Origin of the sequence: Acetobacter thailandicus, assembly GCF_011516655.1 — a bacterium.
In the GTDB taxonomy this organism is placed as follows: Bacteria; Pseudomonadota; Alphaproteobacteria; order Acetobacterales; family Acetobacteraceae; genus Acetobacter; species Acetobacter thailandicus.
Genome location: NZ_WOSV01000021.1, coordinates 1 through 10,557 on the forward strand (window position 1 = coordinate 1; position 10,557 = coordinate 10,557).

Below are 10,557 nucleotides of genomic sequence, written 5' to 3' on the forward strand. Positions count from 1 at the left end.
AATCATAGCACACACAATAAGCGCACGTCACGCAGTGACGTATAAGCGCGCACTTAAACATGATTACGCCACAGAAATTGATTACGCAGGATAAGTGACGCGGTTCTCGTCTGTATGATAGAGTATGCTACACACCAAAAGAACAGGGGACCTGAAATGCGTAAACCACGGGACATTGATGCTGAACTGAAAGCACTTCAGGAAAAGGCGAAGCAGCTTAAAGTACAAAGAACACTTCAGCTCGGCGAACTGGTCGGGGCAACGGGAGCTGATACCCTGTCCATCGAAGCACTGGCCGGGGTACTGCTTGCGGCTGTTGAACAGGCAGATGGTAAACCTGAAGCCGTCGCGAGGTGGACTGAGCGGGGGACAGCATTCTTTCTCGCAGGTGCAAAAAAGACCGTCCGGAAGGGATCAGGAAATGATCAGAACGGAATTACAGACGCTTGAAAGACGGATCAGAAAACAGGCAGCCCTGATCCATCGTTATCAGGCACGAAAGGCACGTACCGACATGCGCGATCAGGCGAAGGCACGACGGGAGAGAACCCGTCATCTGATTGAACTGGGAGGGCTGGTCAGTAAGGCGGGACTGGTTGATCTGACCGATGATGACCGCGCCACTATGCTCGGGGCATTTCAGGACATTGCGCGGCAGCTTCAGGGAGATAGTGACACCACGCCAGCTGACCTGAAAACACGCTGGAGGCGCGCAGGACTAAATGCTTTCGATGCAGAAAAAGTGCATGCAGGAAGGAAAGAAAATCCATAACGAATAACATGCCAGACAGACAGGAATAACCGGACAATCCTGATGCTGATAAGCGTATATTTCAGGTCTGACCGAACGTCGACCTGAAATACTCAACCAAGAGCAATGGAACAGAAATCTACGGGCGTCACAATGCGTGCTCTCTGGAAGAACCCCTTCTCCAGAAGACCTGCACGATGATCGCCTGTTACAAGATAGTCCGCATCGAATGCCAGTACCATTGTCAGGAGAAAGGCATCGTCCGGATCGCTGATGGTCACGTCAGCCGGCAAGGCAGGGAGTTGCCTGGCCACAGACGCTTTGCGCATGTTGTTAATCATCGCTCCGACCCGATGAGGCGGCAGAATCGGTCGGAGTTTGGGATAGCGACTGACCCGCCTGAGTTCTTCAAGTTGGGTTGTGGACGTAACCAGGTCGAACCGGTTCGCGCGCCAGGCACGATAAATCGCATCAGGAGCACCACGAGAATATATCAGAGCAGAAACAAGGATATTGGTATCAAGAACAACCCGCATCAGTGTCCACGTGCCCACTGCACAGCTTCATTGACCAGGTCGGTTATTTCAGCCTCGTTCATATCCTCAGTTGCCGCTTTAGCCTGTTCTGCAGCCTGCTCTAACAGATAGGATCTTACAGCATCCTCGATAAAACGGGATAGATCACCTTTACGTCCTCCGCCCTTAGCGGCGAGAAACATACGAACAGACTGATCCACTTCAGATGAAACTGCGATATTCCAGCGGGTGGTGGACATAACTTACCTCCATATATGCAGATAAACACTTATACACCGATCTTGCCGGTTTTCTATATTGCTTTCTGGTAAAGACTGAAATCCTTGCGCAGCGATCTTATGGTCAGGTCTGGAAAATCAATCACCCCGGACTATCATTTGCCCATCTGAGCAATCCTGTGAATGATCTGGAGGATCGAAAGATCAGCTGACGATTACTGACTATCGTGGCCTGTGCCTCAGGAAGTCTTTAGATACGAATAAAGTGTTTCCCGGCTTATTTTGAAGTCACGTGCAATCTGAGCTTTGGGTTCATGAGAGATAGCGCGCTTACGCAACTCTATGACCTGTTCTGGTGACAGTTTAGGCCTGCGGCCCGGAACCTTGCCTTTGGCCCGGGCGGCAATCTGACCTTCTTTCTGACGCTCCCGTATGAGTGCTCGCTCGAATTGCGCAACTGCCCCAAAAATCTGCATCATTAAATCCTGCATGGGGTTGTTTTCTCCGGTGAATGTCAGACCTTCTTTAATAAACCGAACGCTGACACCGCGCCTCGTCAGGGTCTGCACCAGATGCATCAGGTCACCAAGATCACGCGCAAGTCTATCGATAGAGTGGCAAACAATCGTATCGCCTTCCCTCACATATCTCATCATCTCACTAAGGGCAGGACGGTTTCTGGTGCCACCACTGCATTTGTCTGTGAATGTTTTATCTACTGATACACCTTCAAATGTCTGACGGTCAGTACACTGATCAGCTGACGAAACCCGAACATATGCGACAATCTGGCCGGCCATGATAAATGTTTCCTTATATGTAAGGAAATTTTAAAGATATATCATGACAGTATGTCAATAAATTATTTTATTATATTTTACTGACATATCAGAAATACGGTTTCCTGCCACCAGGTCATCTGTCCGGAAAAGTTTGCTATATTGACAGTCAACCAAATGGCCACCATCGGCGGCTACGCTCTGTAGCTGCTGGATGGAGGGATCGAAAAACCCACTGGATTTAAGTCTCTCTGTGTGATTCCATCACTTCTGCATTGATTGCGGGCATGGAAGATGAAGCAATCTGGTTTCTTTGATGTTGAAGAGCGGCTCGCGCGATTGAGAGAGGGCCTGCCTGATAAAAACAATACAGCCTCAACTGTCTGGGCAGACACAGCCTACCGTTCAAAACGCATGTCAAAAGTGACCCAAAGCGCCGTCAATCAAATCGCCAAAAGCTAGAAATTACCGGCTAGGCACATTAATTAAGGGTTCTTCGATCCCTCCAAGTCATACTCCTCCATAGAGAAAAAATTGAGGCTGATACTGAGATAGTTATTGTCTGCTCCAAATTTTTTTTCTGTTTAGTTTTCTGAAACCCTCTTTCCAATAACTATTGGATAACCCCTCCTGATAAATAGGACCAGGGAATAACCTATTTTTGATAGAAATCTTTGAAGCAAGCACAAGCCTCTCAGAATTTGAACCAGCGGAATCAGCATGAGTTAACGACGCTAAGGCTTGTACTTGCTTGTAACTCGGATTACTCACCAATTCAAAGAATGGATCAGAAAGAACCAAACTATTGAAAGAATCATAATTCCCATCTGATAATAGAGGACTTATATATTCAAAAAAAGATAAAATTCCTTTTTGTAGTAATTTAGCTTTCTGTAAATAATCTATTTCAGAATCACTGGTTTTATCACGTATTGGAACAATACCATCAACCGTTTTTTCATAACCTAATGTTGACCCTGTGTTATCAGCCATTGCAAATTCCATCAGCTCTACGCCGCCAGCCAAAAACATCTCTTGCTTATCTTGGGGTTCACCATAGTTTGTCAGCCAGCCATACATATTATTGTAAAGTGACTTATTATCTTTAGCACCATCAAATGTAGCTAAGTAAAATCCACTTATTTTTTTCTTTGACCACTCATTTCCTAATGATCTAGAAAATACAGACTGTATATTACCCATCCAACCAACATCTATTAAGGCAATATTTTTCTTTCCATCACATGATTTTTTAAAGTAATCAGAAAAAATATTTCTATTTGAAGTATTTTTCAATAATATTTGCTGGAATATCTTATTAATCAGCCAGTGAACCTTATGCCCGTCATGTTTACTCGGAATATAATTCTCATCTGGAAAACCTACATTGTGAATATCGCCTAGGAAATTCTTTGCATCAAGCCCAACAATAGATAGAATTTTTGTTAGATTTTTTTTATTCTTTCCTCCAAATAAATGCCAGATACGATGCATAGGCCAATCAGTAATTCCCAACATATAAGTAGATGCACGTGATAAGTAAATATATTCACTTTCTACACTATTTTTAGAAAAATATTGATTATAAATCTTATGAATTAAGTGGGAATCTCGAGCTAAAAACAACGCCTTATCTATTTTATGGTTTTTAAGCTGCGAAGTAAGCCAAGATATATATCCAAGAAGTAAAGGGCCAAAAACCTTAAACCCTATCTCTGATAATGGGTTATTATCAAAATGATAATACGCTTGTTTTAGATTTAATGATTTATATAAAGATTCCCCAATGACATCTTTTGATTTCCAGTGATAAGAACGTTCAATATTATATTCAGACCAATCCGCTAACAGCGTGCTTATCCCGTGTTTTTTCGCATTATTAATATCTGCATAATTATTATCACCTATATGCAGCCAAAATTTTTCGTTAATATTTAGTTTATTTTTAATTTTACTGTATAAATATCCACTATGCTTTGACACTCCCTCTTCCCCAGAGGAGAAAATATCTATTCCATTAACATTATAACCACAATGACATAATAAATTTCTTAAATTATTAGATGGTAAATACATATCACTAATTAAAATTATTTTTGATTTTGTTTGGCGAGCCTTATTGAAGATATCTTCCCCCTTGGGGCATTTGTATAAAACTTCTTTTTCACACTCAATTTCCAACTCAATTAAAAGATCTATCATTAATGGTGATAATTTGGGAAATCTAATGAAAATTTCATGATAAATATCAGAAATAAGAATTTCAGATTCTTTACCTAAGAGCTTGACTCGTCTTTCTCGAGCATCACTTTCTGCTCGTATACGAATTTCAGAAAAATTATCAATTATTTCAGTTAATTGTAAAAAACAATCCATTACAGAAATTTTTGATTGCATTAGTGAAAAAAGATCTTTGGGACGAAAAAGTCTTCTACTAACTAATGTGTCAAATATATCAAAGCTTATAACGTTGAAATTATCAAATCTCATTTAACCATTCCTTTAATCTTATCTTCAATGTAAGATAATTTATGATGTATATTTTTATTAATTATTTTATATAAAAGTGAGTTTAATAATAATGAATTGGAGTTATTTCTCATTAATGATCTCAACTTTAGAGTATAATCAATTTCTAATATTTCATTATTGATAATTGAATAATTACCAAACTCATAGTCTAAGTTTTCCCTAAAATGATAAAAAGAAAGAGGCTCATTGATAACCCAAAGGTCATATTTTGATAAAAAATCAATTATAAAAGGCCAAAAAAATACAGGACTATTTACGTTATGATTATATAACAAATCAACAGCTATTTTTTTAAAAAAAACACAAGAGGATAAAGGTATTGAGTTTATATAATACAATAAATCAAAATCAATAGGTCCTGTGGGAATGTAATGATTCCAAGGTTGTGTGTCATTTATAATAATTCTATTTCCTTCGCAGATTTCATTAACTTTATTTGAGTGGCAAGAAATCGCATTAACTTGTGAGTATTTATTATTTGTTTTTATTAGTACACTAATAAGTCTGGATATATATTCTGGCGCCCATGAGTCATCATCATCTAAAAAACATAAAAACTTAGCATGAGATTTCTGTAAAAAACAAAGTAAATCTTCTATATTAATTAAAGATGAGAAATCCAAATTAAGTTCAGATAAATAAGAATTATCTTTTAAATCATTTTTAGAGAAATCCATACATAATACGGATAAAGATATATTCTCATAAGTTTGATTTTTTACTGAATCAAGCGACCTTTTTAATAGGCGCTTACGACCTTTTTTATGGCGTATAATAATTATAACTTCTTCACTCATGCAATTCACACATTATAAAATTAGAGGTTGAACCAAAAATCAGTTTTAGGCTCAGGACCTGTTAATTTATTGCGATGAGAGAGTTGTTGTGATTCAACAGTCTTACCGATGGAGAATGAGCCTGTGAGTAATGTATTTTTACTGTCTGAGAGCCAGATGAAGCGGATTGAGCCGTTTTTTCCTCTTGCACACGGCGTGCCACGCGTGGACGACCGGCGTGTTCTGAGCGGGATCGTTTATGTGATCCGCAACGGGCTTCAGTGGAAAGATGCTCCCAAAGCGTATGGCCCGCACAAGACTTTATATAATCGCTTTATCCGGTGGAGCCGCCTGGGTGTCTTTGACAGGATCTTTACAGCCCTTGCAGAACAGGCGGGCCGTTCGAAGCGCCTGATGATCGATGCCACACATCTCAAAGCACACAGAACGGCAGCCTCTCTGCTTAAAAAAGGGCTTTTCCCCGCCATATCGGACGCACAAAAGGCGGTCTGAACTCAAAACTTCATGCTATGTGCGACGATCAGGGGCGGCCTGTCCGCCTGCATCTGACTGCAGGGCAGGTCAGTGACTTCAAAGGCGCAGACGTGCTGCTGGCAGATCTACCCGCTAAGACAGAAGAAATCATCGGGGACAGGGGCTATGACAGCAACAGGATCAGGTTATGGCTTGCAGAACGCACTATCACAGCCTGTATTCCGCCGAAGAAGAACCGGAAATCAAAGCCACCTTACGACTGGCATCTGTATAAAAAGCGTCACCTGATCGAAAACATGTTCGCAAAGCTCAAAGACTGGCGACGGGTGGCAACACGATACGACCGCTGCGCTCATACCTTCATGTCCGCAATCCACATCGCAGCAAGCTTCATCTTCTATCTTAAAGAATGAGTCCTGAGCCTAGTTGCAAATTTGATGACATTGTTTGAAACCACTTTTGGTTTTGTCTTGGAAATATTTATGTAATTTTTGTAATGATTATTGCAGAATAAATGGATGAATACTGCACGTAAATCATATCCGTCTAATATCAGTGATAAAGAGTGGTCTCTGATTGTTCCTTATTTCCTTCTTATGAAGGAAGATGCTGAGCAACGCCATTATGATCTGCGGGATCTGTTCAACGGTCTTCGGTATGTGATTCGTTACGGTATTGCGTGGCTGGTGATGCCGAACGATCTTCCTCCATGGACTGTGGCTGGCTGCAGGAAAACAGGCTGAACCGACAGTGGCTATTATCGGCAGCCGAACACTGCGCTCAATACCGAAAAGTGGATCGCACGCCGGGTATGATGGCACGAAAAGAAAGAACGGATCGAAGAACTATTGATTTACCTTGATTTTGGGCTTTTGGCTCATGAGCAGAAAACCTGGCTTTGAGTGCCGTGATCTGTTCCGGTGACAGGGATTTTTTGCGTCCGGATAGCTTTCCCTTGGCTCTGGCAGCCTGTTGCCCTTCGCGTTGGCGTTCCTTGATTAAGGACCGCTCGAATTGAGCGAAAGAACCCATCACTTGCAGGATCATCGTCTACATGGGCGAAGCATTCCCTTCGAACGTCAGCATTGGATGCAATGCTGACAGTCGACTTAACACCCATTCACCCGAAAACTTGAACGGGTGTTAAGCTTATAAGGTGTTCACCTTCTCGTCTTACGTCTGGTTTTCCAGCGGGTGAGCGGTTCCTGCCCGTTGTCCTTTAAGATCACATCCAGCCCATCCATGACTAACGCTTGAATGGTAGTATCATGCTCAACGGCAAGCTGTTTCAGTCGCTTGTGATCATGCGGCAAGAGATAGACCGTCATATTCACCGCCTTGTCTTTGACATATGCCTCCGGTGTATCCTGTAGCGGCTGTGTAGGCGCTTGCTCATGGAAGGCTGCTACTTTCAGACCACTGGCGGGCTTGGCCTCTATATCGTCCAGATCAAGGCCAATGGAACCAAGGGTAGGCCGCTTGCTCATGCGTGGTAATCTCCTAACAGGGCCATGAGGTTATCATAGACGGTGGTAATTTCTTCTCTGACAGTCTTGTCAGTCTCGAACCCAGATTGTCCCGCACCGGCTGCCCGATAGTAACCCACGCGAATGACGGTGCGACCTATGACCGGCGCTCTGGCGGAAAGTAATTCGGTCGCCTCCACTGCATCAGGGCTGCGCTTGCTGGTGATCTGACTAATCACAAACGTGATAGGCACAACACCGCGCAGCTGACGAATAACCGGCCCTACGGCGTCCAGATCGTCCGGAGTTGGTTTGGTAGGTATCACGGCCATATCTGCTTTGCTGGCAATCTTCCGCAAGGCATCATGGGTACTTGGTGGTGTGTCGATCAGAACAAGATCAAACTTGTCCCGTAGCTTCTCCATCATATCAGGTAGCCTTTCGGGGGATAACTGGATTAGCTTAGGTCCTGCGTCTAGGTTAGCTGCTGTCCTACGGTTCCACCAATTCGTTAAGCTACCCTGTGCATCAAGGTCGATGATAGCAACCGATTGCTTTACATCTAGCGCCGCCGTAGCCAGTTCCCGGGTGAGTGTTGTCGCACCTGAACCGCCTTTCAGCTTTGAGATGACCACAATCTTTCCCGTTTTCATGGTTTCGCCTTTTCGGGTGAATGGGTGTTCATGTGTTCAATATCCTATTGAGCCGGTAGGCGAATAAAGCAGGGCGTGAAGTTGTGGTCGCTTAGTGGTTACGTAACTTCACCTGTCCTGCTCACAACTAACATAATATTCTTACACCATAAAAAGAGACATACAGCTCGTTTTCATAGCTCTTCTATTGAGTATGAAATGTGAGTAAGACCGTGCTTTCTCACAGGCTCTCTATTCTTGAGCTATACGGTGATGGTTTTTGGTATGTTGAAAGAAGTGAGACTAGGTGCTGCCTCGATATCTTATACTTTCACACCATCGTATCAGGTCATTATGTGACATTCCTGCACCTGAAAGTGGTTCTGTATTAAAGAAATTACTCTGAGAGTAGATTTCGCTGCCATTTTGGCACTTAGAAAGAAATTCCTGTTTTCTGCGGGCAAGAGCATCTTTCAGCTTCTGCGTGTAATGTGCTGCTGCGACCTTAGCCTGCTCCAAGGGATTGTTGATCAAACGATACCGATTAACGCTGTTACAGATGCGCCCTGATACCCTCTGACGTTGCCGCATCCGTTCGACTATCCCCAACCGGTAAGCAGTCTCTAAGGCCCGTATAACGGTTCTGACAGAGCACCCAGCGCGCGATGCAATACTTTCGTGGGAGGGAAAAAGGCCACGATACCCTTCGAAACTGGCAAGCGCCTGCAAGACAAGGTGCGTTTTACCTGTGATCTGGCGGGCTTGTGTGAGTGTCCAGAGAGTAGAAGCAAAAGAGGTCATAACCAAAAAGCCTTTCAAAAAAGGCGAGGCTTCCTCTTTCCTGCTGATCTAAGGCTTGAAACCGACTTCGGTTATCCTTACAATACCAGCATTGGACGCAACGGGTGTTCCACCACCTCTTGCATCAAGTCCACCTCGCCGGGGAGCGAGATTTTGAAGCCCTCGGAGTTTGCAGCTCCGAGGGCTTCGTCGTTTCAGGCATTATGTATCTGTGAAGATGAGTCTGGCAAGGGCGTTAGGTGCCAACAAGCACACGCTCAACAGCCTGCGGCTCTTGATCAATCAGCATCAGCAACGTACGGGCGGCCTTTTCTGGCGTCCGGCGCTTCTGTTCCCAGTCACGCACAGCGGCAGCACTGAAACCATATCGCGCGGCAAAATGCACCTGGCTCAGACCAGTCCGCTTCCGAATATCGGCAACATTGATTTTAGGAGGCATCCAGCTACGACCGGGATTTACAGTCCCTTCGGCAATACCCACAGCCTGCTCCATGGAGGCAAGCAGTTCATCGGAAATGTTCATTTTCTCTGCCATATTTAAGTCCCTCCCTGATCTGGCGTAAGATCGCCCTGTTCATTCTTGCCGTAAATCAACAAAGCATAAACAGGAATTCGGTCACTCTCGACATACCAGATGACCCGAACGCCGCCTCTCTTGCCTCGCCGGCCTCTGCAATCCTTAGCTTTCTAACGCCACCAGTTCCGGGGATAACGTCTCCTTGACGCGGGTTCTCAGCAAGCAGCCTAATGAGTTCTGCCCGTTCTTCACGACTTAAAAGAACATCTGCCCTCTTGGTAAAAATCGGGGTTTCTATAACTGAATGCATAAATCTCTATACGGCATTGCCGTATTTTTGGAAAGAGATAATAATAAGATCATCTCCAGCGGGACAACTTCATAGCCCGCATGTTGTCACATCTGAACTCTCTCAAAAAAACCACCATGCAGCCCTTGATACACCGTGGTTCCGGATTGACCCAATCAAATTATCATCTAAAATATACGGACCTCCTGCATGGATATCTATTGCCATCAAAGCAATAATACCCATCAGACGTTTCCCCAGCTTTAGGAGCGCATTACCCTTTGTCCAGCGCGCTGTCTCGCTTTCTATATTATTCCACCCTGATAGTTCAGGATCCTGCAAGTGATCTGTCAGTGTAATAGTTGTATCTCCTTCACAGAGCATCACGCTACCTACAAGAACACCAAGTTTCCTGCGATCATCGACAAACGGACCAATAACATCACAGGGGCGACTGGCATAAGAAACAAGTCGAACACTCTCAATCCCGGCAGGTATCATAAACATTACCCGGCCATCGCTCTCACGGATCTTACGTATCGTTGCGCCCGTTTCCGTAACAAGATAGAGGTTATGGTCATGCACTAAAGGCTGAACGATGGTCTGTACATCACGCCCCTTTTGTTCAGCACGACTTTTAATCTGACAGAAAATTAGGCTCAGGACTCATTCTTTGAGATAGAAGATGAAGCTTGCAGCGATATGGATTGCGGACATGAAGGTATGAGCGCAGCGGTCGTATCGTGTTGCCACCCGTCGCCAGTC

At 44.0% G+C, this 10,557-nt stretch carries 15 protein-coding genes and 2 pseudogenes; 5 read left to right on the plus strand and 12 right to left on the minus strand.

What is annotated here, in order from left to right; translation table 11 throughout:
* Window positions 1-90: 90 nt before the first annotated feature.
* Together GOB58_RS12430 and GOB58_RS12435 are read left to right on the plus strand one after the other, a co-directional pair.
* Window positions 91-450 carry a conjugal transfer protein TraD gene (locus GOB58_RS12430; protein ID WP_173560414.1) on the plus strand — a complete coding sequence of 120 codons (360 nt, stop codon included), beginning with the start codon at window positions 91-93 and terminating at the stop codon, window positions 448-450.
* 64 nt (window positions 451-514) lie between these two features.
* Window positions 515-772 carry a conjugal transfer protein TraD gene (locus GOB58_RS12435; protein ID WP_173560413.1) on the plus strand — a complete coding sequence of 86 codons (258 nt, stop codon included), beginning with the start codon at window positions 515-517 and terminating at the stop codon, window positions 770-772.
* Between the two features lie 92 nt (window positions 773-864).
* Here the strand turns inward: GOB58_RS12435 and GOB58_RS12440 are convergent, their stop codons facing one another.
* The 3 genes from GOB58_RS12440 to GOB58_RS12450 form a co-directional block, all read right to left on the minus strand.
* On the minus strand, window positions 865-1,305 hold the full coding sequence (locus GOB58_RS12440) for a putative toxin-antitoxin system toxin component, PIN family (protein WP_265793373.1): 441 nt from the start codon (window positions 1,303-1,305) through the stop codon (window positions 865-867).
* Entirely contained in the window at window positions 1,287-1,526 is a 240-nt protein-coding gene (locus GOB58_RS12445) for a ribbon-helix-helix domain-containing protein (RefSeq protein WP_173560403.1), read from the minus strand. Before GOB58_RS12445 ends, GOB58_RS12440 begins: the two co-directional genes overlap by 19 nt.
* Window positions 1,527-1,744: 218 nt before the next feature.
* Window positions 1,745-2,305 (minus strand): recombinase family protein, encoded by a 561-nt coding sequence (locus GOB58_RS12450; protein WP_173560404.1) that lies wholly within the window; start codon window positions 2,303-2,305, stop codon window positions 1,745-1,747.
* Window positions 2,306-2,578: 273 nt separating this feature from the next.
* Between GOB58_RS12450 and GOB58_RS12455 the strand changes: the two genes are divergently transcribed.
* Window positions 2,579-2,746, plus strand: a complete 168-nt coding sequence (locus GOB58_RS12455; protein ID WP_173560402.1) for a hypothetical protein — start codon at window positions 2,579-2,581, stop codon at window positions 2,744-2,746.
* Window positions 2,747-2,839: 93 nt separating this feature from the next.
* Here GOB58_RS12455 and GOB58_RS12460 read toward each other — a convergent pair whose 3' ends face one another.
* Window positions 2,840-4,774: an HAD family hydrolase gene (locus tag GOB58_RS12460; protein WP_173560405.1), complete on the minus strand. Its 1,935-nt coding sequence runs from the start codon at window positions 4,772-4,774 to the stop codon at window positions 2,840-2,842.
* Entirely contained in the window at window positions 4,771-5,613 is an 843-nt protein-coding gene (locus GOB58_RS12465) for a glycosyltransferase family A protein (RefSeq protein ID WP_173560406.1), read from the minus strand. The genes GOB58_RS12460 and GOB58_RS12465 overlap by 4 nt, the downstream gene beginning before the upstream one ends.
* 123 nt (window positions 5,614-5,736) lie before the next feature.
* Here GOB58_RS12465 and GOB58_RS12470 point away from each other — a divergent pair.
* Both GOB58_RS12470 and GOB58_RS12475 read left to right on the plus strand, forming a co-directional pair.
* Window positions 5,737-6,500, plus strand: a protein-coding gene (locus GOB58_RS12470; RefSeq protein ID WP_173560407.1) for an IS5 family transposase whose coding sequence is annotated in 2 segments (ribosomal slippage) — window positions 5,737-6,070 and window positions 6,070-6,500 — 765 coding nt in all. Because the reading frame shifts where the segments join, the coding sequence is not laid out codon by codon here.
* Between the two features lie 105 nt (window positions 6,501-6,605).
* Window positions 6,606-6,930: pseudogene (locus GOB58_RS12475) on the plus strand (transposase); the annotation flags it as partial.
* On the opposite strand, the gene GOB58_RS13245 reads toward GOB58_RS12475, so the two are convergent.
* From GOB58_RS13245 to GOB58_RS12510, 7 genes and pseudogenes are all read right to left on the minus strand, one after another.
* Window positions 6,868-7,134 carry a recombinase family protein gene (locus GOB58_RS13245; RefSeq protein WP_265793372.1) on the minus strand — a complete coding sequence of 89 codons (267 nt, stop codon included), beginning with the start codon at window positions 7,132-7,134 and terminating at the stop codon, window positions 6,868-6,870. The pseudogene GOB58_RS12475 and the gene GOB58_RS13245 overlap by 63 nt on opposite strands.
* 113 nt (window positions 7,135-7,247) lie before the next feature.
* Window positions 7,248-7,574: a ribbon-helix-helix domain-containing protein gene (locus GOB58_RS12485; RefSeq protein WP_173560408.1), complete on the minus strand. Its 327-nt coding sequence runs from the start codon at window positions 7,572-7,574 to the stop codon at window positions 7,248-7,250.
* Entirely contained in the window at window positions 7,571-8,206 is a 636-nt protein-coding gene (locus GOB58_RS12490; RefSeq protein ID WP_173560409.1) for a ParA family protein, read from the minus strand. The genes GOB58_RS12485 and GOB58_RS12490 overlap by 4 nt, the downstream gene beginning before the upstream one ends.
* A gap of 282 nt (window positions 8,207-8,488) precedes the next feature.
* A complete protein-coding gene (locus tag GOB58_RS12495) occupies window positions 8,489-8,986 on the minus strand; it encodes a helix-turn-helix domain-containing protein (protein ID WP_173560410.1) in 498 nt (165 codons plus the stop codon).
* 235 nt (window positions 8,987-9,221) lie between these two features.
* Window positions 9,222-9,521 carry a helix-turn-helix domain-containing protein gene (locus GOB58_RS12500; protein ID WP_173560411.1) on the minus strand — a complete coding sequence of 100 codons (300 nt, stop codon included), beginning with the start codon at window positions 9,519-9,521 and terminating at the stop codon, window positions 9,222-9,224.
* A 394-nt stretch (window positions 9,522-9,915) separates the two neighbouring features.
* The gene (locus GOB58_RS12505) at window positions 9,916-10,293 is read right to left on the minus strand and encodes a hypothetical protein (protein WP_173560412.1); all 378 of its coding nucleotides are present in this window, start codon (window positions 10,291-10,293) and stop codon (window positions 9,916-9,918) included.
* 165 nt (window positions 10,294-10,458) lie between these two features.
* A pseudogene (locus tag GOB58_RS12510) lies at window positions 10,459-10,557 on the minus strand (IS5/IS1182 family transposase); the annotation flags it as partial.

Coding starts and splice junctions, on each gene's coding strand:
- GOB58_RS12505 (WP_173560412.1), bottom strand. CDS start 10,293: ATGATACCTGCCGGGATTGAGAGTGTTCGACTTGTTTCTTATGCCAGT.
- GOB58_RS12465 (WP_173560406.1), bottom strand. CDS start 5,613: ATGAGTGAAGAAGTTATAATTATTATACGCCATAAAAAAGGTCGTAAG.
- GOB58_RS12485 (WP_173560408.1), bottom strand. CDS start 7,574: ATGAGCAAGCGGCCTACCCTTGGTTCCATTGGCCTTGATCTGGACGAT.
- GOB58_RS12450 (WP_173560404.1), bottom strand. CDS start 2,305: ATGGCCGGCCAGATTGTCGCATATGTTCGGGTTTCGTCAGCTGATCAG.
- GOB58_RS12500 (WP_173560411.1), bottom strand. CDS start 9,521: ATGGCAGAGAAAATGAACATTTCCGATGAACTGCTTGCCTCCATGGAG.
- GOB58_RS13245 (WP_265793372.1), bottom strand. CDS start 7,134: ATGATCCTGCAAGTGATGGGTTCTTTCGCTCAATTCGAGCGGTCCTTA.
- GOB58_RS12490 (WP_173560409.1), bottom strand. CDS start 8,206: ATGAAAACGGGAAAGATTGTGGTCATCTCAAAGCTGAAAGGCGGTTCA.
- GOB58_RS12435 (WP_173560413.1), top strand. CDS start 515: ATGCGCGATCAGGCGAAGGCACGACGGGAGAGAACCCGTCATCTGATT.
- GOB58_RS12460 (WP_173560405.1), bottom strand. CDS start 4,774: ATGAGATTTGATAATTTCAACGTTATAAGCTTTGATATATTTGACACA.
- GOB58_RS12445 (WP_173560403.1), bottom strand. CDS start 1,526: ATGTCCACCACCCGCTGGAATATCGCAGTTTCATCTGAAGTGGATCAG.
- GOB58_RS12495 (WP_173560410.1), bottom strand. CDS start 8,986: ATGACCTCTTTTGCTTCTACTCTCTGGACACTCACACAAGCCCGCCAG.
- GOB58_RS12455 (WP_173560402.1), top strand. CDS start 2,579: ATGAAGCAATCTGGTTTCTTTGATGTTGAAGAGCGGCTCGCGCGATTG.